25 protein-coding genes and 1 pseudogene are annotated in these 23,746 nt (G+C 55.6%); 11 read left to right on the plus strand and 15 right to left on the minus strand.

Annotated elements, in window-relative coordinates:
• On the minus strand, positions 1 to 1,044 hold the full coding sequence (locus ACR3E4_RS18670; protein WP_480567134.1) for a LacI family DNA-binding transcriptional regulator: 1,044 nt from the start codon (positions 1,042 to 1,044) through the stop codon (positions 1 to 3).
• 222 nt (positions 1,045 to 1,266) lie between these two features.
• Between ACR3E4_RS18670 and ACR3E4_RS18675 the strand changes: the two genes are divergently transcribed.
• Genes ACR3E4_RS18675 through ACR3E4_RS18685 form a run of 3 tightly spaced genes read left to right on the plus strand, consistent with a single transcriptional unit; the run spans position 1,267 to position 3,403 of the window.
• Positions 1,267 to 2,241, plus strand: coding sequence for a fatty acid desaturase (locus ACR3E4_RS18675; RefSeq protein WP_480567135.1), 975 nt, complete (start codon positions 1,267 to 1,269; stop codon positions 2,239 to 2,241).
• A 27-nt stretch (positions 2,242 to 2,268) separates the two neighbouring features.
• Positions 2,269 to 2,583: a MocE family 2Fe-2S type ferredoxin gene (locus tag ACR3E4_RS18680; protein WP_170680686.1), complete on the plus strand. Its 315-nt coding sequence runs from the start codon at positions 2,269 to 2,271 to the stop codon at positions 2,581 to 2,583.
• Positions 2,584 to 2,587: 4 nt separating this feature from the next.
• Positions 2,588 to 3,403 carry a 3-methyl-2-oxobutanoate hydroxymethyltransferase gene (locus tag ACR3E4_RS18685; RefSeq protein ID WP_480536359.1) on the plus strand — a complete coding sequence of 272 codons (816 nt, stop codon included), beginning with the start codon at positions 2,588 to 2,590 and terminating at the stop codon, positions 3,401 to 3,403.
• A 468-nt stretch (positions 3,404 to 3,871) separates the two neighbouring features.
• Here ACR3E4_RS18685 and ACR3E4_RS18690 read toward each other — a convergent pair whose 3' ends face one another.
• The 9 genes from ACR3E4_RS18690 to ACR3E4_RS18730 form a co-directional block, all read right to left on the minus strand.
• Positions 3,872 to 4,018 carry a hypothetical protein gene (locus ACR3E4_RS18690; protein ID WP_480536358.1) on the minus strand — a complete coding sequence of 49 codons (147 nt, stop codon included), beginning with the start codon at positions 4,016 to 4,018 and terminating at the stop codon, positions 3,872 to 3,874.
• Between the two features lie 55 nt (positions 4,019 to 4,073).
• Positions 4,074 to 4,421 (minus strand): hypothetical protein, encoded by a 348-nt coding sequence (locus ACR3E4_RS18695; protein WP_480536356.1) that lies wholly within the window; start codon positions 4,419 to 4,421, stop codon positions 4,074 to 4,076.
• Between the two features lie 194 nt (positions 4,422 to 4,615).
• Complete coding sequence (locus ACR3E4_RS18700; RefSeq protein WP_480536355.1) at positions 4,616 to 5,479, minus strand: EamA family transporter; 864 nt, start codon at positions 5,477 to 5,479, stop codon at positions 4,616 to 4,618.
• Between the two features lie 3 nt (positions 5,480 to 5,482).
• Complete coding sequence (locus ACR3E4_RS18705; protein ID WP_480536354.1) at positions 5,483 to 6,268, minus strand: phosphodiesterase; 786 nt, start codon at positions 6,266 to 6,268, stop codon at positions 5,483 to 5,485.
• Positions 6,269 to 6,970: 702 nt separating this feature from the next.
• The gene (locus ACR3E4_RS18710) at positions 6,971 to 7,990 is read right to left on the minus strand and encodes an IS110 family RNA-guided transposase (protein WP_480536352.1); all 1,020 of its coding nucleotides are present in this window, start codon (positions 7,988 to 7,990) and stop codon (positions 6,971 to 6,973) included.
• 278 nt (positions 7,991 to 8,268) lie between these two features.
• On the minus strand, positions 8,269 to 9,051 hold the full coding sequence (locus ACR3E4_RS18715; protein ID WP_480536351.1) for a dimethylarginine dimethylaminohydrolase family protein: 783 nt from the start codon (positions 9,049 to 9,051) through the stop codon (positions 8,269 to 8,271).
• 3 nt (positions 9,052 to 9,054) lie between these two features.
• Positions 9,055 to 10,659, minus strand: a complete 1,605-nt coding sequence (locus ACR3E4_RS18720) for a 5-guanidino-2-oxopentanoate decarboxylase (RefSeq protein WP_480536350.1) — start codon at positions 10,657 to 10,659, stop codon at positions 9,055 to 9,057.
• Positions 10,656 to 11,840 (minus strand): pyridoxal phosphate-dependent aminotransferase, encoded by a 1,185-nt coding sequence (locus tag ACR3E4_RS18725; protein WP_480536349.1) that lies wholly within the window; start codon positions 11,838 to 11,840, stop codon positions 10,656 to 10,658. The genes ACR3E4_RS18720 and ACR3E4_RS18725 overlap by 4 nt, the downstream gene beginning before the upstream one ends.
• Complete coding sequence (locus ACR3E4_RS18730) at positions 11,837 to 12,493, minus strand: TetR/AcrR family transcriptional regulator (protein WP_480536348.1); 657 nt, start codon at positions 12,491 to 12,493, stop codon at positions 11,837 to 11,839. Before ACR3E4_RS18730 ends, ACR3E4_RS18725 begins: the two co-directional genes overlap by 4 nt.
• Positions 12,494 to 12,570: 77 nt before the next feature.
• Here ACR3E4_RS18730 and ACR3E4_RS18735 point away from each other — a divergent pair, with 77 nt between their 5' ends.
• The 4 genes from ACR3E4_RS18735 to ACR3E4_RS18750 are packed head-to-tail and all read left to right on the plus strand — an operon-like array spanning position 12,571 to position 15,728.
• On the plus strand, positions 12,571 to 13,368 hold the full coding sequence (locus ACR3E4_RS18735) for an ABC transporter ATP-binding protein (RefSeq protein WP_480473252.1): 798 nt from the start codon (positions 12,571 to 12,573) through the stop codon (positions 13,366 to 13,368).
• Between the two features lie 39 nt (positions 13,369 to 13,407).
• Complete coding sequence (locus ACR3E4_RS18740; protein ID WP_480536347.1) at positions 13,408 to 14,172, plus strand: transporter substrate-binding domain-containing protein; 765 nt, start codon at positions 13,408 to 13,410, stop codon at positions 14,170 to 14,172.
• Between the two features lie 9 nt (positions 14,173 to 14,181).
• Complete coding sequence (locus ACR3E4_RS18745) at positions 14,182 to 14,934, plus strand: ABC transporter permease (protein WP_319546318.1); 753 nt, start codon at positions 14,182 to 14,184, stop codon at positions 14,932 to 14,934.
• Positions 14,931 to 15,728 carry an ABC transporter permease gene (locus tag ACR3E4_RS18750; RefSeq protein ID WP_480536346.1) on the plus strand — a complete coding sequence of 266 codons (798 nt, stop codon included), beginning with the start codon at positions 14,931 to 14,933 and terminating at the stop codon, positions 15,726 to 15,728. The genes ACR3E4_RS18745 and ACR3E4_RS18750 overlap by 4 nt, the downstream gene beginning before the upstream one ends.
• Before the next feature lie 278 nt (positions 15,729 to 16,006).
• Here the strand turns inward: ACR3E4_RS18750 and ACR3E4_RS18755 are convergent, their stop codons facing one another.
• Together ACR3E4_RS18755 and ACR3E4_RS18760 are read right to left on the minus strand one after the other, a co-directional pair.
• Positions 16,007 to 17,098: an aminomethyl transferase family protein gene (locus ACR3E4_RS18755; protein ID WP_480536344.1), complete on the minus strand. Its 1,092-nt coding sequence runs from the start codon at positions 17,096 to 17,098 to the stop codon at positions 16,007 to 16,009.
• Positions 17,099 to 17,255: 157 nt separating this feature from the next.
• Complete coding sequence (locus ACR3E4_RS18760; RefSeq protein WP_480567136.1) at positions 17,256 to 17,939, minus strand: IS6 family transposase; 684 nt, start codon at positions 17,937 to 17,939, stop codon at positions 17,256 to 17,258.
• Between the two features lie 86 nt (positions 17,940 to 18,025).
• Here ACR3E4_RS18760 and ACR3E4_RS18765 point away from each other — a divergent pair.
• A pseudogene (locus tag ACR3E4_RS18765) lies at positions 18,026 to 18,118 on the plus strand (IS6 family transposase); the annotation flags it as partial.
• Positions 18,119 to 18,179: 61 nt separating this feature from the next.
• The gene (locus ACR3E4_RS18770; protein ID WP_480536626.1) at positions 18,180 to 18,416 is read left to right on the plus strand and encodes a winged helix-turn-helix transcriptional regulator; all 237 of its coding nucleotides are present in this window, start codon (positions 18,180 to 18,182) and stop codon (positions 18,414 to 18,416) included.
• A 149-nt stretch (positions 18,417 to 18,565) separates the two neighbouring features.
• On the opposite strand, the gene ACR3E4_RS18775 is transcribed toward ACR3E4_RS18770, so the two are convergent.
• Complete coding sequence (locus tag ACR3E4_RS18775) at positions 18,566 to 19,477, minus strand: PLP-dependent cysteine synthase family protein (RefSeq protein WP_480536624.1); 912 nt, start codon at positions 19,475 to 19,477, stop codon at positions 18,566 to 18,568.
• Positions 19,478 to 19,603: 126 nt separating this feature from the next.
• On the opposite strand from ACR3E4_RS18775, the gene ACR3E4_RS18780 reads away from it, so the two are divergent.
• Positions 19,604 to 19,981: a winged helix-turn-helix transcriptional regulator gene (locus tag ACR3E4_RS18780; RefSeq protein ID WP_480536622.1), complete on the plus strand. Its 378-nt coding sequence runs from the start codon at positions 19,604 to 19,606 to the stop codon at positions 19,979 to 19,981.
• A gap of 349 nt (positions 19,982 to 20,330) precedes the next feature.
• Positions 20,331 to 22,310, plus strand: a complete 1,980-nt coding sequence (locus ACR3E4_RS18785) for a bifunctional 2',3'-cyclic-nucleotide 2'-phosphodiesterase/3'-nucleotidase (protein WP_480536620.1) — start codon at positions 20,331 to 20,333, stop codon at positions 22,308 to 22,310.
• Positions 22,311 to 22,602: 292 nt separating this feature from the next.
• Here ACR3E4_RS18785 and ACR3E4_RS18790 read toward each other — a convergent pair whose 3' ends face one another.
• Both ACR3E4_RS18790 and ACR3E4_RS18795 read right to left on the minus strand, forming a co-directional pair.
• Positions 22,603 to 23,175: a TetR/AcrR family transcriptional regulator gene (locus ACR3E4_RS18790; RefSeq protein ID WP_480536618.1), complete on the minus strand. Its 573-nt coding sequence runs from the start codon at positions 23,173 to 23,175 to the stop codon at positions 22,603 to 22,605.
• Positions 23,172 to 23,708, minus strand: a complete 537-nt coding sequence (locus tag ACR3E4_RS18795; protein ID WP_480536617.1) for a dihydrofolate reductase family protein — start codon at positions 23,706 to 23,708, stop codon at positions 23,172 to 23,174. The genes ACR3E4_RS18790 and ACR3E4_RS18795 overlap by 4 nt, the downstream gene beginning before the upstream one ends.
• Between the last annotated feature and the right edge of the window lie 38 nt (positions 23,709 to 23,746).

Here is a 23,746-nt window from a genome sequence, read left to right on the forward strand (position 1 = left end):
TCACAGGTTTTCAGATGTGCAGAGATCAAACGGAATAACTCCAACCTGTTCCTGAATTGGTTTTCCGGTCAGACACCGAGACATCATCTGAGTCACGCGATCTGCAACCTGATCCAGCGGGTTGTTAATCACCAAATCGATGCTGCCATCGGCAAGCGCGGCTTCGGTAACCGGTGTCCGTTCATGGCAGATGTAGACAATCTCCCGCGATTGCCCTGCCTCGCGCAGCGCTTTCAATGCTCCGGTCACCCCGCCTCCACAATGATAAATACCGGAGAGGTCTTTGTTGGCCCGCAGCAATTCTGCTGTCGCTTCATATGCGACTGCGGCGTCATCCAGATACACCACAGAGTCTCGAAGAGGTTTCTGCGGTGCAAATTCGCGCATGTAGCTTCTGAACCCACTCTCAAGCGCTTCGTGCCCCAGATACCTGTGCGACCCGATAAGGATGCCAACCGCGCCTTCGGTTCGATCAAGACGCGCCATCGCCCAACCTGCTGTCCGCCCTGCTTTTCGACTGTCGATCCCGACATAGGCAGTAACGTGAGGCGATGACAGGGGCGAGAGCAATGCAATGACAGGGACATCGGCGCTGGCGATCGCACGATTGATCTCCGGATGATCAATCGCAACCAAGCCTATGGCGTCTACCTTGCCGCGCATTTCGTCAATCGCAGTTGCAAGCTCGGACGGCGACAGGCTTTCTACATACCGGATCACAACATTTGCCCGGATACTGCGCAATTGCTCTGCTTTTTGCTGCAACTCGATTGCCAATTCGCGATAAAACCACTTGCTTTCTTTTTGAAGAATGAACCCCAACCGTTTAGCTGGAGCCATCTCCTCAACCCGGCGCCGCAACAATCCTGCCGAGCGATACCCCAACGCTTCTGCCGCTGAAAGAACCCGCGCAGATGTCGCCGCAGAAACCGGCGCACGCGCATTCAGAACGCGGTCTACCGTTGCGACGCCTACCCCCGCCTTTTCTGCGACGTCTTTGAGTGTGACACGGGCCATAGCACGCTCCATGATAAAACGTATCATCTATTTTACAGAATATTATGAGAGAAATGATAGAAAATATCACGACAGGTTTGACGATTCAGACGCCCTTCAGTTCTGCTCGGCAACAGCTATGTAGAAAAGGAACCTGATGTGCTGAAGGATAATACCCTTCCTTGGCGGGATTATTCGCTGACGGGCCGGGACAGCGGTCCAAGCTTTGCACCTAAACAGTGGTATTCTACTCCAGTCCCTCGGAAACGGATGAAGGAACTGATGAAGCGCCGCGATGCTCCAGCCTTGATCGACTATGGGATCTGGCTGGGATTGGTGTTGGCAACCGGTGCTCTGGTCGTTCTGACCTGGGGTACATGGTGGGCAGTGCCGTCTGTCATTCTTTACGGGGTGTTTTATGGATCCTGCGCCGACAGCCGTTGGCACGAGTGCTGCCATGGGACTGTGTTCAAAACGCCTTGGCTGAACACCGCAGCCTATCAGCTGGCCTCATTCATGTCGCTGAAAAACCCCTATCTTTGGCGGTGGAGCCATACACGCCATCACACTGATACGATGATCGTCGGAAAAGACCCCGAGATCGCGTTTCCTCGGCCTCCGCATCCACTCAACATCCTGTGGAACATGCTGCACCTGCAATCTGGCTGGAACGAGTTGAAAAAGATGTTTTGGCTGGCAGCTGGTCGTTTGACCAAAGATCAGAAAACATTCCTCATCGAAGCCGACCGCTCTAAGGCGTTCTTGGCGTCGCGTGTTCACCTCGCAATCCTCGCAATGACATTTGCTTTGGCAATGGTGCTGCAATCATGGCTGCCCATTGTGCTGATCGGCGGACCGACGTTTTATGGTTCGTGGCTGCATCACTTGCTGGCATCACTGCAGCATGCCGGGCTGGCAGAAGACGTCCCGGATCACCGATTGAACTCGCGAACCGTCTACATGAACCGGTTCTTCCGCTTCGTGTATTCGAACATGAACTACCATGTCGAACACCACATGTATCCCATGGTTCCATTCTACAATCTCCCGGCCTTGCACGAAGAAATCAAAGGCGATTGCCCACCAGCGTACGCGGGAACACTGACCGCGTTTCGCGAAATGCTCCCAGCCATTCTGATCCAGCGGCGCGATCCGTTCTACTTTGTCGACCGCAAGCCGTTGCTGCCCAAGGACGCTAACCCCAGCCCAGAATACACTCGACCAACAGCCATCGCGGCCGAGTGACCCACTCCCCGGAATACAGGAAAGCCCATGACCAACTGGACCCGCGCCTGCGCTTGCGATGACATCGAAACCGAAGATCTAATCCGTTACGACAATGGCGATCGTACCTTTGCCATCTACCGAAGCCCCGAGGACGAATTTTACTGCACCGACGGCCTGTGCACCCATGAAGAAGTGCATCTGGAAGACGGTCTGGTGATCGATCATCTGATCGAATGCCCCATGCACAACGGCCAATTCGACTATCGCACCGGCGAGGCAAAGCGCTCACCGGTCTGTGTGAATCTGAAAACCTACCCCGTTAAGGTCGAAGGCGGAGATGTCTTTATCGATATCGGATGATACCATGAAACGGATCTACGACTGGGACGCGAAGTTCTCACTTAGAAACTACACCGCTTCCGACCTTCGTGCGCTGAAGGGTATCCGCAAGCTGGTTCAGACAACGGCGAATACAACCGAAGAGGCAGCAGCCGCGAAAGATGCCGGAATTGACTTGATCATGGGCAATGCCCACAACACCTCCACCGTGCGTCAAGGCGCGCCTGAATTGTTCTTCACCGCTGCACTCGGTCTCCCGGACTTTGCAACCGAAAGTGACGTGCTGACCGCCGCGTTTGCAGCCATGAAAGATGGTGCCGACAGCATCTACACGGCAAGAGGGCCGCACATTGTTGAACTTTTGGCGCGCGAAGATATCCCTGTGATGTGTCATCTTGGCCTGGTTCCTCGCAAATCCACTTGGCGGGGCGGCCTGCGTGCCGTTGGTAAAACTGCGGACGAGGCTTTCGCGCTTTGGAATGCGTTCCGCACAATGGAAGATGCCGGAGCCTTTTCGGTAGAGGCTGAAGTTATCTGTGACCGAGTATTGGCTGAGATTTCCGCCCGCACATCTCTGATTACATCCTCGCTCGGATCGGGCCCCAGTGCAGACATTATCTATCTTTTTCAAAATGACATATGCGGAGAGCAACCCGAAAGCCCGCGCCATGCACGTGCCTTTGGCGATCTCAATTCACTGTATGAACAGATAAAACACCACCGCCGAGTTGCACTTTCGGCGTTCAGGGACTCTGTTGAAGAGGAGCAATTTCCAGGCCCATACGAGTGCGCAACAATCTCGGACGCAGAGTTTGAGAGTTTTTTTGAGCGACTAAAATGATTTTTGGTCAAGGAATGCTGAACCCAGATCCACATTTTGAAAGCCGGAATTATTACCCATCGGTGATAGATGTACGTTGGTCACCTTTGGCGACGACTAGTAAAGAAGTTTGCAATCGCAGTGAAAGTCCCTTTCCCGCCCGACCTGCGGGGGGGTCGCCGTCGCGATCCGCCAGCAGTTGTCGTTCGAGCAACCGCAGCGAATTCGGACTTTGTCCCGCGAACTGTGAGTCCGCCCATCCTCTTATCTTGCAGTCGCCGCGAAGGTCGGGAATGACGGGCCGCACCGCGGCAAACCAATCGGTGATTGAATGGCGGCTCCGGGCCGCTCGTGTGATCCGTCAAATGTGGAGCAGTGGGCAATTCTGCACTGCCTCCGAAGTCAACTGTGAGCCCATTGTGCCGATTGCTGCGGTGCAATTAACTGCAAGAAAGTTAGGGAGCAGATCTTCAGGCGTTCCTTTTTCGGTCATTCCACGGTTGGAGCTATTTCAGCAGATGCCCCGGTTTCGTTCCGCTTGCCAACGTTTTCGGCAAAGTGCTCTTCAAGCAGAGTGTCGAACCGAGCGAAGTCAATATCCGGGCAGCCCAGGATAAATTTGACCTTCAGAACCATCCGCGTCTAGCTCAGGCGGCATCTGATGAAGAGCCAGACCAGAGCCTACGCTGCTTCAGGAAATAAGAGAAACCATTTTTTCAGCCCCAATCGAAACGGATTTTGGGGTCAATCCCGAGTATCCAATGACAAGTGAATTATTGAATTCCCCCGTTTGAAATTCTTTCGCGCCAACGGACGTAAGAGTCGGAAGCAGCACACCTCTTTTTTGAGCTTCAACTTGGATCGCCTTGGCGTTGTGGTGCTGTTTCTTCGACAATGCCATGAAGCGCATGCCGGCTTCTGTACCGTCCAGCTCGATCGAACTAACTGCTTCGGACAGGCGATCCAGAAGTACCTGTCGGGTCAGGCGACAATGTTCGCGAATTTTTCGCAGATGCCGCTGGTAGTGCCGCCTCGTCACTGAAATCAGCCACGATATTGTAACTGGGTGCTGTGCATACTCCGGCGGAAGAAGAGTGTCAGGTGTGCCAAATCTTGCGTAATGCCCAAAATGCAGAAGAAGGGGGAACGTGAGACTTGGTGCGAAGCGGTGGATGTACGTCGGGGGAATGATGAACCCGTGGCGCTTCCGGGTCGGTGGGCATGGTTCTTATCTCAAGACAGCGTAATCGACAATATCCCCAGCGCGATTAGGCTGGCCCAGCCAATGCGGTGCAGAAAGCGGGGCTCTTTCAAGATGAGCGCTGCGAGGATCACCGAAACCGGAATCGAGGCTTGTCGTACCGCACTGACCGAGGCGGCTTCGGCCCCAAGCTGGAAGGCGGTCAAGATGAACAGATAGGACAGATAGGAAGCTATCCCAGCAAATACGATCCGGCCCGGCGCCAGCGCCCATCCACGCACGACCCCCAAGAAGGGGGCGGACAGGTGACGGTCTTCCCAGGCCCGGATGCCAGCAAGCAATGGCGTAACCAGTAGGTAGGTATAGAACAGGAAAGGTGCCGGAGTGGCCTGTTGCATCGCGTTGGCATCGCTCAACGAATAGGCGGCTGACCCCAGCATCGCCATGACCGCCAGCGCAAAGGCTTTGTGATCATGCAGGAGTCCGCCCGGCGACTTTTGGATCATCAGGCTGCCAACCAGAACCAGCACAATACCCAACAGGGTGAACCAAGAATATTGCTGATCTAGCACCAGCCAGCTGAAGGCGACGATGGCAATCGGCGACGAACGGATGATCGGGTAGTAGACCGACAGGTTGCCGCGCCGCAAGGCAGATAGGGTGCCGTAGTAATATAAGGTCAGCCCTAGGGCTGAAATTACAACAAAAGGCCAGGTTTCGTGCGGCAGGACCAGGTCCTGCCCCGTCACCAACGTATGAACCGTCGCCAGGATCACCCAGGTCAGCGACACGCCGACATAACACGACACCGGATGCGCAGCACCTTTCAGCGTCAGGTCTCGCAGCGGGTGGGTCGCGGCTGAGATCAGGACAAGTACAATCCAATACAGCTCCATGCCTCAGGTCTGATGCAGAGGGTTGCGATGCAGGAAGGTGTTGAAATGCATCGTCAGCTGGTCATCGTCGATCTGCACGACGCCATAGGCCGGTGGTTCGTCGCAGAACTCGCCATCAACACTGGCCGCATTCAGCGGAATCTGGTGGTTGAGGCTGGGCAGGCTGGTGAAGGGGATACCGCGCCAGTTCACATAGGTCATGCGGTGCACGTGGCCGTAGAACGCATGCCGGATGTTGCGCCCGTGTTTGAGTGCGTCGGCAAATGCGTCCGCCTCGATCAGCTTGATCTTGTCCACGAGGGGAATACCTAGGTCGAAGGGCGGGTGGTGCAGGAACAGATAGGAGGGTTTGTCCCCGGCTTCGGTCAGTTGCGCCTTGAGCCAATCCAGTCGGGCAGGGCAAAGCTGCCCTTCATGCACGTCGTGTCCGCCTTTGGTGGAATCGAGGAACAGGAAAATACCCTCATCCGTTTCGAAGCGGTGCTGGACAAACCCGTTGGTATCCATCGGGTGATCCGGGAATACCGATTGGAAGACGGCTCGGTCGTCATGATTTCCGATCAGAAGAAAGCAGCGGAGCGGAAACGCGGCCAGTCGCGCCTTGAGCGCCTGATAGGCTTCCTTTTCCGCGAACTCGGCCAGATCGCCGGATATCACACAAAACGCCGCATCGGCATGCCACCGAACGATATCGTCCAGACAGGCGTCCAGCCGCTCGGACGGGAATCCGCCATTTAGCGGACCACCATCGCGGACAAGGTGGATATCAGTGACATGAATGAACTTCATCCGCCATTTTTCCCGCCTGTTATCAGGTACAAAATATCGGCGAAGTTTGCCGACCTTCAACATGTTGGAGAAAAATTTCGGAACCTCTTGCTCAAACGCGGCAGTGTGGGCAAACGAAAACGACAAGGATTGCGGCGGTTTCCGTTAGCAGGTTCCTTCGAAGGGACGAGCAGCATTAGAACGCTCGATGGTCAAGCATCGACGCCGCCCCTCCGCGGATCTCTCGTGGCCGGCCTGCTACTTGGAGTAGACTGTTTGAAACAACGTTGATAACCGGCCAACCGGCGCCCGGTGACGTGATGCGCCGATTCCGACCAGACGAGCCCATCGCAGCCAAGGCCCGCTCTGTCCCGCGATCTGTAAGTTCGACCCTACCCAGATTTTGCGGTTGCGGCGAATGGCGGCAATGCGGGCTGCAATCGCAGCATATTGACCAATTGGCCAACGGCATCTGTGGGTGGCTCCTGCATTGCAAGTGTTTTCTGGTGATTTCTGCGGTCATTTTCGTCAGTACCTTCGTCTGTCCGGCCTGTTTGTGTGGCGGCATTGTCGCCACTGGCCTTGATGAATTCCGCGAGCGAGGTTCCAATCGGCTTATCGACCTCAGAGGGTCGCTGCCGTTCCCGGAGTGTCCTTGCTCTTGGTTGGCTTAATTCCGCATCATCACTTCAACGTCTTGCATCTCGCGGGCAGTCGGCGCGGTTAGAACGCAGGCTGCCGGTATTCCTGTTTCTTTGTGAGCATCGCCCAGATGGCCCGAGCGGCCTCGTTGGCCATGGCGGTCGTCGCCAGCCGGAAGGGCTTGTCTGCGATGATCTTCGCGGTCCAAAGGTCGACCTTTTCTGGCGAACGTTTCGCCATCACAGCGCGCGATGTCATACCTACGACCAACAGCTTGCGAATGTAGCGATCGCCCTGCTTCGTGATCTTGCCCAGACGTTCCTTGCCACCGCTGGATTTGTTGAGTGGGGTCAGTCCGAGCCAAGCCGCCAGATCGCGTCCGGTCCGGAACTGTTTTGCATCACCAATCGTAGCGACAATCGCTGAAGCCGTGACCGGGCCGATGCCTGGCATACGCATCAATCTACGCGCATCTGCATTCAGAAGGGCATGTTGCTGGATCATCTTAGAATAGCCGTCGATGCGTTCGTTCAGGCCGAGGAACTGATAGCACTGTATGCCGAGCATGCCGTTGGCGATCTCTGGTATGTCCGGGTGATCTCCCGCCAAGTGACGCTTTGCAAATGCGGTGACCGCTTCAATTCCGATCGGCAGGATGTGCCCAAACTCACGCAACAAGCTACGGATCATGTTGGCCAGTTGAGTGCGTTGCCGGACGGCCAGATCGCGAGTCCGGTGGATTGAGAGAATGGCTTGCTGCTCTTCCGTCTTGATCTCGACAAATCGCATGGTTGGTCGACGGACCGCTTCACAGATTGCCTCAGCATCAACGGCGTCGTTCTTGCCGCGCTTCACGTAGGGTTTGACGTATCCGGCGGGCATGAGCTTCACGTCGTGCCCCAATTTGCGCAGCTGGCGACCCCAGTGATGAGACGAGCCGCAGGCTTCCATCCCGACCCTGCAGGGTGGGAGCGTCTCAAAGAAGCGGAGCAGCTTTGCGCGTTTGATGGCTTTGTTGAAAATCACTCGGCCGTTCTCTGAAATGCCGTGAACTTGAAAAACATCCTTGGCCAGATCCAGGCCGACGGTCTTTACTGTCATTGGGTGGCTCCTTTCCTAGCAGTCGATGACAACTGCACTTTGGCACATTCGATGCCGGTGGAGCAGGAGCCACCCACCTCATCCGCTCTGGGCCGTTCGTCGCAATGAGCTGACGGCGGAGCAGGGAACTGTGCTGCAATGGTACCGAGGTCCGGAATGAGCCCAATATGTCGATTGCCGCGTGATCTACAGATATCCGGCCAGTGGAACAAATTTGGACGGTTCAACTGTTTATTAACTTCAAGAGCGCCAATGGCCAAAAGTTTGCTACAACCTCTTCAAAACCTTAACGAAAGGCATGACATACCTCCATCCAACTTTGCGCAGTCGGTATTGTCGATCTCAACGACATTAAATCCTTCACGATCCAGCATCTCTGCGGTGCGTGGAAAACCTGCGGCCATCAGCACCAGATTATTGAAGCGGATTGCGTTGGCAGCAGCTTCTTCGCCGTCGGCTACATGCAACACACGGTAGCCTTCAAAGCAACCTGATGCATCCAACCGACGGGTCGACAGGATTGTCTCGGCATCCATCAGTGAGCAATCTGTCTTGAAGTGTAAAACCCCTTCTGGCGTGAATACCTCCCTCAGCTCGTGACCCCAGTTGGAGATGATATTAGCCAGCTCGGCGACACCTTCAGCATCCGTTCGGTCGGACCTGCCCACCAATAACTCACGCCCGGTGACAAGGATGTCTCCCCCCTCGATATGGCCGGGGCCATTGATCTCAAGAACTGTTTCGTAGCAGTCGCGAAGTGTCGGAGCGATTTCGGCCACTTCACCCATTCGCGAAGGTGCACCCGGCCGCATCAGCACAGCACCTTGCGGCAGGCAAAGGGCCGTATCTTCGACAAACTGCGCGTCAGGGAACGCATCGAGGGGATCAAGTTCGATCACCTCAGCCCCGGTGCTCTTCAATGCAAACACGTATGCTTTATGCGCCGCCAGCATCCCGTCGAAATCCGGGTTTCCGACATCTTCTGCGCGCAATCCGCCAGCGATGGTTGGGGCCGGACGACGGGTGATAGCGCGAGAAAACTCAAAGGTCGGGTCTGACATGTTTCAATCTTTCTGAGGTTCGAATTTTGGAGCGGTGACTTCGATCAATGATGGACCATCCAAGGCCACGGTTTCGCGCAACGCCGGCGCCACAACCTGTGGTTCAGCTGGAACCGAAGTGAATGGGATGCCAAATGACTTGGCGGTAGCTGCAAAATCGGGTGGCGAGGGATCGCATCCTGTGACTGTGACGCCCGCGTCTTGCATCGATGAGGCAATTTCCCGGTACCCGTGATTGTTCCAGATCACGAAGGTGACGGGCAGGTTTTCGTCTACCGCGGCCATGATTTCAGGCAATGAAAACTGCGCGCCTCCATCGCCAACAATGCAGATTACCCGTGCTGTCGGATCGGCGATCGACGCACCGATGGCTGCAGGTATCCCAAAGCCGAGCGCGCCATATCCCGTCGCGGCATTGAACCAGCCTCCTGCTCTGTCATGGTCGTAATAAAGATTGCCTGCGTAAATTGGTTGGGTGGAGTCTCCGACCATCAGCGCGTTCGGGGCCGCAGAGCGTATTGCATTCAGGATTTCCACCTGATGGCGATAACCCGGGCCAATTTCCTCCCAAGCGGCGTCGCGGGTTTCACTGGCACGGTTCGCACCTTCGCTTTGCTTTGCCTCATGCGGCAAAACCTCCATCAGCTTCGGTACAACCACGTTAACGTTACCTTGAATGGTGAGCGCTGCTTCATGTCGGGCTAGTTGATCGCGGCACCGATCAACTCGGATAAGGTTTGACATTTTTGCCAGTTGACCGGTGGCATACATATCGAAATCGGTTGGCCCCAGCTCGGTTCCCAAGGCCAGTACGCAATCGGCACTATCTATCAGCGCACGTACTGCATTCAGGCTGGGGCTGGCCGGAACGGTCAGAGGGTGTCCGTGCATCAAGCCACGCGCGTTGACGGTTTGCACCACGGGAGCATCCAGGGCTTCGGACAGAGCTTGCAGTCCGGCCTCACCTCGTTTCGCACCGCCGCCCGCCAAAATGACAACATTCTGCGCTTCAGTCAGTTGCTTAACGGCGTGTGTGATCATTGCCGGGTCAACCGGCGGTGCTGGATCGCGCGTCTCAGCGGGTGTTTCCTGATATTCAGCCGCCGCGACATCCAACGGAACCTCGATATGCACCGGTCCTGGGCGACCATTTGTGAGGCTGTGAAAAACACGGTCTAAGACCGGGTCCAGAGCATTGGTGTCGGAGACTTGTTCGGACACTAGCGCAACAGTTTTTGCCAGCCCCAGTTGGTCAGGCAATTCATGCAGATGCCCCAAGCCCTTGCCGAGTGATGCGGTTTTATTGACACCGGACACCACAAGCATTGGAACTGAATCAGCGCGGGCCTGCGCCATCGGCGTCAGCGTATTGGTCAATCCGGGACCGGTGATTACAAAGGCTACACCCGGTTTGCCCGACACACGAGCATAACCATCAGCCATAAAGCCCGCGCCCTGTTCGTGCCTTGGCGTCACATGTCGAATGCCCGAAGCCGCAAGCCCGCGGTACAGATCGACAGTATGAACACCCGGAATTCCGAATACGCAGGTCACATCCCTTTGGCGAAGCTTAGCAACCAGAGCTTCGCCGATTGTCGTTCCGCTCATGCGACCTCGCGTGATTTGCTGTTGGCGTGATCAATGATGCGCGAGACTGCAGTGGCAAAGTCTGCGTCGCTGATCGTCAGTGCAATGCGGACCCAGTTTCTCAAGCTCTCCCCAAAGGCGGATCCCGGCATTACCGCTACTCCGGCTTGTAGCAGGTCCCAGGCATAGGCTTCGCCATCCAAGCCGGTCGCCGAAACGTTGATGAGGGCAAACATTCCTGCCTCGGGCCGGTGAACGGTCAGATCCGTTTCTGCTTCAAGACGATCGGCCAGCAGGGCGGCGCGACCGGAAAAACGAGCGGCCATGCCTAGAGCAACCTCGGACCCGTCACGGATCGCTTTTTCTGTCATGTCTGCGATGAAAGGCTGATTGCCAAAAAGCATGGTTTCAGAATAGGGCAGCAGTGCTTCGCAAAATGCTGCAGGTCCAACACACCAACCACTGCGGAAACCTGGGGCCGCATGTGATTTCGAGATGGAGGATACGACTATGACCCGATCCGCCAGTTCCGGGGCTGCCAATGGTGAAACAAACTGGGCACCGTCAAAGATCAGATCTTCATAAACTTCGTCCGAGATGATCCACAAATCATGCGCTATCGCGAGTTGTCCGATTTCGGCAATTTCCGTAGCAGTCAGGATTGCACCTGTTGGGTTATGGGGCGTGGTTAGAAGAATGGCGCGGCTGCGCGGCGTGATCCGCGCCGCGATATCTCCAGCCTGCATGCGAAACCCGTGCTCTGGATGCAGTGGAACGGGAACCATTTCCGCACCCGAGGCGCGTATGACCCCTTCGTATGTTGCGTACATCGGGTCACCAACCAGAACTTCATCACCTGCCTCAGCAACTCCAGCCATCGCTGTGAACAGGGCGGTTTGTGTCCCGGGAAAGCAGAGAAAGTTCTCGAGTGAAAAAGCCCGCCCGCGAGAGGTTGAATAGCGCACGGCAAGCGCGTCGAGCAGTCCAGCTTCACCGCGTCCGTTGGAATACCCTGTCCGCTGCGCACGTAGTGAGGTCACGGTGGCCTCGACCAACACATCGGGCACAGGCACATCCGGTTCGCCAATCGTCATCTCGACGATATCCGCGCCGGCTTTGATAAGGTCGCGGGCTTTTAGATGTACGCCCCACTTGGCGCCACCCAGGCCTGCTAACCTTTCGGTCACTGATGTGGTTTTCATGGCTGCTCCACCTCTTTCGTCAACGGAATCCCGACAATAGCGCCGACAGAGTCCAGTCCGATCTGTGCCAGTTGTCCTTCGGAAAAGGCATCCGGAAGCGCACCCCCTTCCAGCCAGAGGCCGTCGATCACCGCGTTACAGGCAATAGCCAGTTGCGTTGCCTCCGACGCTGCGACCGAGCGCCCGGTTTCTTGCAATGCGGCAATGATCAGCTCCTCAAGGTGACCCCGGAAATAGTCATAGGTCTGTTGGTGAATGCTTTGCATTTTCGGATCATTCTGCACCTTGTTCAGAAAGCCAGCCCACAAGGCTACGGCGCTTGGATCAACGATCGGTGGTCGCAGCGACGCGTCAACGAAGTTTGTCAACTGAGATACCGCGCTTCCCGTTCCTGACGAAGCCGCTGTCTGATCGGTCAGCGTATTCATGTGGTGCTCATACGCAGCCTGAACCAGTTCTTCCTTTGAAGAGAAATAATGGCGGATCAACCCTTGGGTCACGTTCGCGCGGGCTGCAATCTCTCGTACGGTGGCCCCGCGAACACCCATCTCAGCTATCAGGTTCAGAGTCGCCAGTATCAGCGCTTCGCGCCGAAACTCAGCGGACTCACGTGTAAACTTGCGGATTTGATCCTGCACGTCCGGTTCATCCATGGCTGGGTGTTATTATACACTTGCATAATTGCGATTTTCGAGGCTTACTGCAAGCGGAAATCAGAAGATTGTTGGATATGGACACAGCCGAAGCAGCAACATCCCCACCCGAAGCAACTGCGTCCAATGAGGCGATTAAGGTTGAAGACCTGCACAAATCCTTCGGTTCGCTAGAGGTTTTGAAGGGCGTGTCCCTGACAGCTAACAAAGGGGATGTTGTTGCCATCATCGGAGGATCAGGCTCTGGCAAATCCACCATGCTGCGATGTATAAACTTCTTGGAAACGCCGAGCTCGGGCAAGATCACCATCGGGGGTGAACTGATTGAAATGCACGCCGATGGCAACCCCGCCAACCGGCGACAGATCGAACGTATCCGCACCCGGCTGGCCATGGTTTTTCAGCAGTTCAACCTGTGGACCCATCGCACGCTTCTGGAAAACGTGATCGAGGTCCCGGTGCATGTGCTGAAGGTGCCTAAGGCTCAGGCCATCGCGCGGGCGCATGAATTGCTGAAAAGGGTGGGCCTCGGCGACAAGGCCGACACCTATCCGGCCTATCTGTCGGGCGGCCAGCAGCAGCGCGCCGCCATCGCGCGGGCGCTGGCGGTGGACCCGTCGGTCATGCTGTTTGATGAGCCGACTTCGGCGCTTGATCCCGAACTTGTGGGCGAGGTTCTGACCGTGATCCGCGATCTGGCCGCCGAAGGCCGCACCATGCTGCTGGTCACGCACGAAATGAAGTTCGCGCGCGAAGTTGCCAGCCACGTTGTCTATCTCTTCGAGGGCCGCATTGAAGAGCAAGGTCCGCCTGCCGAGGTTTTCGGTAACCCAAAATCAGAACGGTTGAAGCAATTCCTCAGCTCGGTCGCCTGATCCAACAGAACTCAACAAAATCAACTGGGAGTCACAGAAATGAATATCAAGAAACTGCTCGCATCCAGCGTTGTCGCGGCCATCCTTTCGGCAGGGATCGCCAGCGCCGAAGAGGTCAAGATCGGCATCGCGGCTGAACCTTATCCACCATTTGCCTCGCTAGATAGCTCAGGCAACTGGGTCGGCTGGGAAATCGACGTCATCAACGCGGTCTGCGCCGCGGCTGAACTGGATTGTGTGATCACGCCCGTTGCGTGGGACGGTATCATTCCGTCGCTCACCGGCCAGCAGATCGATGCCATCATGGCCTCGATGTCGATCACAGAAGAGCGGCTGAAAACCATCGATTTCAGCGATCCGTATTACAACACGCCTGCGGTCATCGTGGCTGACAAGTCGATGGATATCGAAGCCACTCCCGAGTCGCTGGCGGGTAAGGTGATCGGCATTCAGGCCTCGACCATTCACCAGGCTTACGCGCAGGAATACTTCAAGGATTCCGAATTGCGCGTCTATCAAACACAGGATGAGGCCAATCAGGACCTGTTTGCAGGCCGCATCGATGCCACTCAGGCTGACAGCATCGCCATGGCGGATTTTGTGAACTCGGATGCGGGCGCGTGCTGCGAGATCAAGGGCGCAGTCAAAGACGATCCGGCCATCTTGGGGCGCGGCGTTGGCGCAGGTGTGCGCAAGGGGCAGGATGACCTGCTGGATTCGCTGAACAAGGGTATCGCGGCCATTCTGGCGGATGGTACGCATGATAAGATCACCTCGAACTACTTCTCAGCCAGCATCTACTAAGCCGCTGCTGTGACCGGGCTGTTAGATTCACTTGGCCTCGCGCAGAGCGCAGAGCTTTTGTCGCTCTCGCCGCCGGGATGGGGAGCCAATCTGCTGCGCGGATTGTCTCACTCGTTGCAGATCGCTTTTGGAGCGTATGCGCTGGGGCTCGTGATCGGATTGTTCGGAGCTTATGGCAAACTTTACGGCGGGAAGGTCACGCGTGACCTTCTCGCCATTTATACGACTGTGATCCGGGCCGTACCGGAACTGGTCCTGATCCTGATCCTGTATTACGTGGGCTCGGATATCATCAACAAAATCTCCGCCGCCATGGGTGGTGGTCGCGTCGAGGTTAGTGGCGTTGGCGCAGGCATATGGGTGCTGGGCATCGTTCAAGGCGCATATGCGACTGAGATTCTTCGCGGTGCCATTCAGGCGGTTCCACCCGGTCAAATCGAGGCCGCCAAGTCTTTTGGGATGCCCGCCTTTATGACCATGCGGCGTGTCACAATTCCGGCCATGATGAGCTTCGCCGTACCCGGTTTGGCTAACCTGTGGCTGATTGCGACCAAAGACACGGCACTACTTGCGGTCGTGGGTTTCAACGAGCTGACGTTGGAAACGCGACAGGCCGCCAGCAGTACGCGCGCTTATTTCACATTCTTTCTGGCGGCGGGTTTTCTCTATCTCATGGTCACGCTGTTTTCTGGCGGTATCTTCGCACGGATTGAGAAATGGGCCCGTCGCGGCCAACCCTCTCTGAAGGGAGGGAGCAGATGATCGATTTCAAATCATTGATGCAGCCTCATCGCATCGTGATGATGCTGATCTTCACCGGGATCGTTATCTGGTGTGCAGTATCGCTGCAGTGGGACTGGATACCGAAATACGCCCCGCTGGCCCTTCAGGGCATCTGGACGACAATCTGGCTGCTTGTCGTCACAGTCGTTCTCGGTTTCCTTCTCGCAGTGCCGCTTGGATTGGCACAGGCGGTCGGTCCCTGGTATCTTGCCGCCCCTGCAAAGGCATTTTGTACCATCATCCGTGGCACGCCGCTGCTGCTGCAACTTTGGTTGTTGTATTATGGGCTTGGATCGCTCTTCCCCCAATTCCCGTGGATACGCTCATCCGAGCTTTGGCCCTACCTTCGTCAGGCCTGGCCCTATGCGGTGCTGGCTCTGACGCTGTCTTATGCCGGCTACGAGGGTGAGGTCATGCGTGGCGCGTTCAAGGGGGTCGCCAAGGGGCAGCTTGAGGCAGCCAAATCATTTGGAATGCCAAGGCTGACGATGTTCCGACGCATCTGGTTGCCGCAGGCAATTCGAAACGTATTGCCCACGCTGGGTGGAGAAACCATCCTGCAATTGAAGGCAACCCCACTGGTTGCGACCATCACCGTTGTCGATATCTACGCAGTATCTTCTCGGGTGCGTTCTGACACGTTCATAATCTACGAACCGCTTCTACTGTTGGCGGTTTTTTACATTCTCGTGGCGGGAGTGATCGCGTTGGGCTTCCACTGGCTAGAAGTTAAGGTACTTGGAACTGGACGCCGGAATGGCAGCTTCGGATAGTATCTACAGAAGCGGAGAAAGAGCAGATGCTCGCAGCGCGAAAGGTAACAATTCTCAAAGAATTAACCAGAATTATTGAAATTGCGAGAAGACGAACAATGTGGTCAGTCGAAATTGCATATGAAACGTCAGCTTAGACCTTTAGGCTGAGAGTTCGAGTGGCTCCTCACTTTGCTTGTGCAGCGAATGGCGGCAATGCGGGCTGCGACCGCAGAAGATGATTGTTATGCCCAATGTCAGGAATGGGCCGCGCTCTACAGCAACTGGCAACGACCCCTCTATTCGTGCGCTCGCAGTTTCGTTGGATCGTAGATGGGGCTTGCTGCGATGGTTGCTTGCGTGTTCAGGCCGTCGCTTGAGACTGCCAGCGTTGTTCCAACGGCCAGTCCTGGAACAACATGCGCAAGTGCAAGGGATTTTCCCATTCGGTGTGAATAGCAGGGGCTGTTGATCACGCCGACAGTTTGGTCGCCCAGCGAAAGCGTTTCACCACCGGCGACCATGTCGGGGTGATCTATGTCCAGGCACACATTGTCGATCTTCTCCTTTCCCTTCGCAGCCTGGGCAGCCGCTTTGCCGCGATAGTCAGCCTTGGTGCTGCTGACGGTGAACCCAAGGCCGACCTCCCATGGGGTGTTGTCCTCGGTCATGTCATAGCCATAAAACAAGAGCCCGGCTTCGATCCGCACCTTGTCCAGAGCGGTAAAAGAACAGGGCATAATGCCCTCCTGCACGAGCTTGTCCCAGATATCCGTAATCACTGTTCCATCTGCGAAAATCTCATACCCGCGTTCGCCGGAATAGCCCGTGCGTGAGATACGACAGGAATGGCCGAACAGAACCGCAGGCGCGTGTTCGAAATAAGCCAGTTCGGCCAGGTCGATATCCGTGTGGGCGCTCAGAATCTCCAAAGAGGCAAGGCCCTGTACCGACAGGTCATGCAGTTCGTCGGTAAAATCGATCTGAACGTCACGCCCTGCCGCCGAGGCTTCCAGCAACGCCATAGTGTCGCCAGAGCCATGCACGATCATCCATTCGTTGCCACCATTGTTCGATACGATCGCATCGTCGGCGATCCCGCCGTCATCGGTCAGAACGCAGAGGTAGGCAGCCTTGCCCGCTCCGACTTTGGTCAGATCGCGCGTGGTCAGATGGTCCCGCACTGCCTGAGCTTCGGGGCCTCGCACGAGCACTTTCTTCAGGGGAGACATGTCGAACATACCGGCCCGTTCACGGACCGCATCGTGCTCATCGTTGGGATCCGAGTTATAGGTCCAGGCTGTACCCATGCCGTTCCAGTCCTCCAACCCAGAGCCAAGCGCGGTATGGCGCGATGCAAGAGCGGATGTGCGGCTAAGTGCTTCGGTCATGGATCTTCCTTTCTAGTTCCATTCGTCCGGCATCCGGGATTTGCGTTCAGACACGAAGTCTTCAAGCGTTGCTTTTGTGCTGGGGTTCATGTCGGGCTGTTGATAGGGTTCCGTCGCAAATTTCTTTGAGGGCGGATAGATGGAGTTGGAGCGTCGATTATCTCGCTAGTTGGATGAACTGTTGAAATGGACGGAGTCCGGGCGTGAATTGACCTTTGCGGATCATGTTGACCAGTTCTATGCCTGCCAGGACGGATCCGGCTGAAGCGAAAGATTTGAACCCCAGCATGGGTCTGATCCTTCGTTTGATGAAGCGGTGATCCTGTTCAATGATGTTATTGAGGTATTTCCGCCTGACCATTTCAATCGGGATGGGACAACCAAAGCTCTTGAGCATCTTGTTGATCGCCTTAATGCCAGCTGTATTGGCGCCACTTTTGTCGATGACGATCTTGCGAGGCAATCCGTTCACCTCAAGCGCGCGGGCGAAGAACTTCGTCGCAACGGCTTTATTCCGGCGCTCGGACAACATGAAATCAAGGGTCTTGCCGTGTTTGTCGATCGCTCGATAAAGATAAACCCATTTCCCTTTGACCCGCACATAGGTTTCATCCATGCGCCACGAACGGTCGGCGGGACGCTTTCTATACCGCGCTGCTTCAGCTATGAGGCCAGCATATCGACTGACCCAGCGGTTCAGCGTTGCATGATCCAGATCAACGCCGCGTTCCGCCATGATTTCTTCCAGATCCCGATATGACACACCGTAGCGCAGGTAGAAGAAAACCGCGTGCAAAATCACGTCTTTCGGAAAATGCGCGCCCTTAAATGAGATTGTCACGGTTTGCCCCCTGCCATGGTCCAGCATGCGTTACCAGAACTGCGTTCGATCTGACAGGTTGGGGATGAAGTTTGCGACAGATCCCTCTGGCTGGCATCGAGGTCGCGCACATGATCCGTAAAGGCCAATTCACACCAGGACTCTGCCCGTTTCGTCAATTCGCCGAGTTGGCAATCTGACTCTAAAGCGATCGCAGATCTATTTGGCCTACCTAAAACTTTGCAACGAAACCTTCTTCAAGTGCTGATCTTTCAGGGAACAAAGCGCTTCGGCGAGCTCAAGCGGGACGTGGACGGGATTACGCAGACCATGCTGACCGGGCAGCTTCGGGCGCTGGAAGAAGACGGGCTGGTCACGCGGGAGGTGTTCCCGGAGGTTCCACCACGGGTCGAATACACGGCCACTGAGAAGGCAATGGCCCTGACCAAGATGTTTCACGCAATGCACGATTGGTGGATGCTGGAATGTAAGAAATAAAGACCGCCCAAACCAGACCCTCAGCGCAACCCCATATTCTGCGGTCGTAGCCCGAAATTCAAACATTCGCTGCTGGCACGAAAGGCAGGACCGCCTCAAGTTCAGCAGCGCGAACAAAGCTGGCATCGACAATTCGTGATTGGGACCCACTACCGATGCAAGTCACCGTTCAAGTAGCGCAGACCGGTGTCGATGATCACGGTCACTACGGTTTTGCCCGGTCCAAGTTCCTTGGCCTTTTTCATGGCCGCCCAGATGTTTGCACCTGACGTCACACCGCCAAGCAAACCTTCCTGGCGAGCGAGCGCCCGGGCCCCCCTATAGGCGTCTTCATCCTTCACTGGAATAACATCATCAATGAGGTCCCTGCGCAGGATCTTCGGCACGAAGGACAAGCCTATCCCCTCGAGCTTGTGCGTACCACTGGTGTCACCTCCTGAGAGGTTGCGCACGTCGTAGGGCTCCACGGCGACAATTTCGGTGTTGGGATTGTGCGTCTTCAAGACCTCGGCATTGCCTGAAATGCAACCGCCACCGCCCGCAACCATGACGAAGGCATGTACGGGAGTGTTTACTTGGCGCAGAATTTCCTGAGCCATATCGTGATACCCCAGCTTGTTGTCTAAGTTGTTCACCTGATCCGGCCAAAACGTGCCCGGTTCACCGGCCAATTCCTTTGCGCGCACGATCATCCGGTCGAGTACATCCGCAGTCAGCACGCCGCCCTCGGCGTGAACAATTTCCACTTCTGCGCCGAACGCTCTCATCGTTTGCAGCTTTTCCTCGGAGAACCCGTTTGAAGACACGAAGTAGGCCTTATACCCGCGAGTGGCACAGACCATCGCCAGCGAACTTCCGGTGCTGCCGCCCGTATACTCGACAACGCGCCCACCGGGCTTCAGCTCTTCGCGCCGTTCGGCCCCTTCGATCATCGACAAGGCCATGCGGTCTTTCATGCTGCCCGTTGGGTTGGCACCTTCCCACTTCACATAGATGTCGGCGTGATCGGGTCCGGTCAGGTGGGACAGTTTGATGAGAGGGGTATTGCCGATGGTGGTCATTTTAGAGCCTTTTGCGGACTGTCACTACTAGTGACTTCCATAAATTAAGTCACAATCTGAGTCAAACTTCCATTTCTTAAGTAACTGCGTTAAGTTCAACAAATTGATAGCCAACATGAGGACGAAATGACCCAAATAGAGCATGAGTTTCGTTCCCGATGCTCGATTGCGCGCAGCCTTGAGATTCTTGGTGACAAATGGACTCTGCTGGTGGTGCGAGACCTGTTGTGGCACGGAAAACATACATTCCAGGAATTGCAGAACAGTGAGGAACACCTGCCCCCGAACCTACTATCGCAGCGTCTAAAGCGGCTAATTGACTGGGGGTTGGTGGAGAGGGAGGCCTATCAGGACAGGCCTGTGCGCTATCGTTACACGCTTACCGACCGCGGTCGAGCATTAGAGCCAACCTTGTTGGGGATCATGAATTGGGGACACTCGCACTTAGGGGGAGGACTGTTTGACCCAACGCTTGGCAAAACAGTCGCCGGAAGTTCGGTCTGAGTTCCTGACCACGCCCGCTCGGGGTTCGTGGCAGACCAAGAGCGAGCGCAGTATTGCCCCCTACCCATTTTGTTGGTCTAACTGTCGGCCCGAACCGGACCTTTACCTATTTTCTTCGACGCTGCGTTGCAGTTCGTCAGTCCGGACCTTCCCCGTGACTGCATGGCCAAGTGATTGAAGGCTTGGATTCCCATCCCGACATACCTTAGCAAACAATTGAAGTTAGGGTATGTTACCGAACATTAACGCCTAAACACGACGCGTCAGCTATTCTGGCAACCCATGTCATACGGTTGTTGTAAAAGCCGATAAAAAAGGCGCGTTGACCAACAAACTTGAAAGGTGACCTATGTCTTTCTCCAACCGCACTTCAATTTCGCGTCGCCAGTTTCTCGCCACAACAACCGCTGGTGCAGCGGCTATCACCCTACACCCGTTCTCGGTGGCAGCGGCCAATAATCAAGCCCATCTGCGGATCATGGAAACCACAGACATCCATGTTCATGTGTTCCCCTATGATTATTATGCCGACAAACCCCGCGACACGGTGGGCCTTTCCCGTGCGGCTTCAATCATCAACGAAATTCGATCTGAGGCGACGAATTCGATCTTGGTCGATAACGGCGATTTTTTACAGGGCAATCCGATGGGCGACTACATCGCCTACGAGCGTGGAATGAAAGATGGCGACAGCCACCCCATCATCAACGCATTCAATACTGTCGGCTTTGATGCGGCGACATTGGGCAATCACGAGTTCAACTATGGTCTGGAGTTTTTGGACAAGGCTCTGGCCGGGGCCGAGTTCCCAATCGTTCTTGCCAATGTGACAAAAGAAAAGGGTGCGACCCCTCGCGACGACAAGACCCTGGTGCAACCTTACGCCATTCTCGACCGGGAAATTGAATTGGGTGACGGTACCAGTCTTCCGATCAAAATTGGTGTCATAGGTTTTACGCCACCGCAGATCATGAACTGGGACCGAAGGCATCTGGAAGGTAATGTCGAAACACGAGATATCATTGAAACAGCTCAGGCCTATGTGCCTGAGATGAAAGAACAAGGGTGTGATCTGATTATCGCCTTATCGCATTCGGGGATTGGCGATGCCAATCACGAAGATGGCATGGAAAACGCATCTGTGGTTCTTGCCAGTGTCGATGGGATCGACGCGCTTGTCACAGGTCACAACCACTTGGTCTTCCCGTCGCCGACATTTGCGGACCGCCCCGGGATCGATGTGGAAAAAGGCACGCTGATGGGTAAACCTGCCGTCATGGGGGGCTTCTGGGGATCGCATCTTGGCCTGCTTGATCTTCTTTTGGAACGGGATGGGAACGAATGGCGTGTCGTAACCACCACTTCCGAGGCGCGACCGATTTCCAAACGCAACGAAGACCGCTCAATCACCGCACTGGTCGGCGATGATCAGAAGGTTCTCGACTCGGTTGCTAAGGATCACGACGAAACGCTGGCCTATGTCCGCCGCGCGGTCGGCAAGACATCTGCTCCACTTCACAGCTATTTCGCGCTAGTTGCGGACGACCCATCTGTGCAGATCGTTTCAATCGCACAGAAATGGTATGTCGAAGAAATGCTGAAAGGCACCGAGCATGAAGGTCTGCCCATCCTGTCAGCAGCGGCACCCTTTAAGGCGGGTGGCCGTGGCGGCCCAGAGTACTACACCGATGTCCCGGTCGGTGACGTTGCCATCAAGAATGTGGCGGATCTGTATCTGTACCCAAACACGGTGCGCGCGGTCCGCGTGAATGGGGCTCAGGTGCGGGGTTGGCTGGAACGCTCGGCTGGTATGTTCAACCAGGTTGAGCCGGGCTCCGAGGACGCTATCCTGCTGAATCCGGAATTCCCATCCTACAATTTCGATGTGATAGATGGTGTGACTTATCAGATAGATTTGTCCCAGCCTTCACGCTTTGGACCTAAGGGCGAAGAGGTAAACCCTGACTCGGCCCGGATCGTGAACCTTGCCTTCAACGGTGCACCGGTCACGGATGAAATGGAGTTCATCATCGCAACTAACAATTACCGTGCATCAGGTGGTGGCTCGTTCCCTGGTGCGTTGGGAGACACGATCGTGTTCGAAGCACCGGACACTAATCGCGACGTTATCGTGCGCTATATTGTCGAGCTGGGAACCATCGATCCAAAAGCGGACTCCAACTGGTCGTTTGCTCCGCTTGAGGACACCACGGTGTTGTTCGAAACTGGCCCGAAGGCCCGCGACTACATGGACGACGTTAAAGGTGTCACAATAGAGGACGCCGGAGAAGGCTCGGACGGCTTTGCAGCTTTCCGCATCAAGCTCTGATCCTATCGATTTGTCTCTTCGATAATCTCGCCCGCCACCTTTCTATGCCGGTGGCGGGCTTGCACTGAAAACTTGTACGGCCCAAAGGCGACATCCAACAACCAGCTGAGATGCTGCGTTTGCATCCCGCTTTCCGGACATTCACCGCGGATACGAGACTACTCCGATTCTAAATTCAACTAGCAACGTTTTTCTTGCCCCGGACACGCCCGTGAACACCACGATCAGTTGTTGCTGGAGATCACGATTGAGGTTGTTCTTGTGCACCGCACGGATGCGGTTGTTCTTCACCTTAGATCGCCTCGTTCCTTCCGACCGCCTGATCCAAAACCCAGTCAACGCCGCGCAGAAAGTCGTCGATTGTCAGGGGATTGTTTTCTCCGCTTGAGGCCGAAAGCACAAAGCCATTAGCATAGTCGATTAGGAGGTGAACCAGAACATTGCCACCGTCGCTGTTCTTCAGTTGATCCGTGCTGGCCTTGAGTTCCGCCGCCACACGGGCGAGATCCGCGCTCATGAGCGTCACATCATTAAGGATTGCGCGCAGCAAATTGGCGTTCTGCAAGGCATACTCGAAGTAGGCCGCCAGTATGCTGCGGGCCCGTTTAACCGGAGGGCCGTCTTCAATACCATCTAGGACTCCCTCGAATGCAAGCTCCACCAGATCGGACAAAAGCTGCTTCTTGTTGCCGGCGTGATAGGTGACGGCCATTGGGGTGACACCCAGCTGTTCAGCCAGCACACGAAAAGACAGCCCGTCAACGCCGCCTTTCTGAACGATTGGCAGCGCCGTTTTCAGGACCGCTTGCTTTGACAGGTGTTGCGACGACTTTATCGGCCGTCCAACGGGTGCGACCTTGGTCACTGTTTCACCTTGTATTCAAGGTCCACCAACCCGGACGGGAAGGAGGTCGAGGACACCAGCTCCAGATCGATGTCCGTGTCATTGGAGCCAAAAATACGGATGCCGTCGCCAAGAAGGATCGGCACGATGGATATTTTCATATCCTCGATAAGCCCCGCCTGGATAAAAGACCGAATAACCGCGCCGCCATCGACATATGCCTGTTTCAATCCGCGCTTCTCCAACGAGTCCAACAGGGCTTTGGGCTCAAGTGTCGAAACCTCAACCTTGCCGCGCAGATCCTCCGGAATGTCTTCGTCAGTCATTGTGCGGCTCATCACGATGCAGGGGATGGTGTATGGCCACTCCCCGAAACCTACAACCGTGCGAAACGATCCCGACCCCATGACGATCGCGTCCATCCGGTCCTGAAACGCGGCAAAGCCGTGATCTTCATCTTGCGTCGCTTGCTTATTCAGCCAGTCAAGCGCGTGGTCGGGTCTCGCAACATATCCATCGAGGCTCATGGCCATCATGATGTGTCCGGTTGTCATATCGGTGCCTCCGTAAGTCATAATTTATACGGCGTATA

Source organism: Ruegeria sp. AP11 (assembly GCF_056535865.1).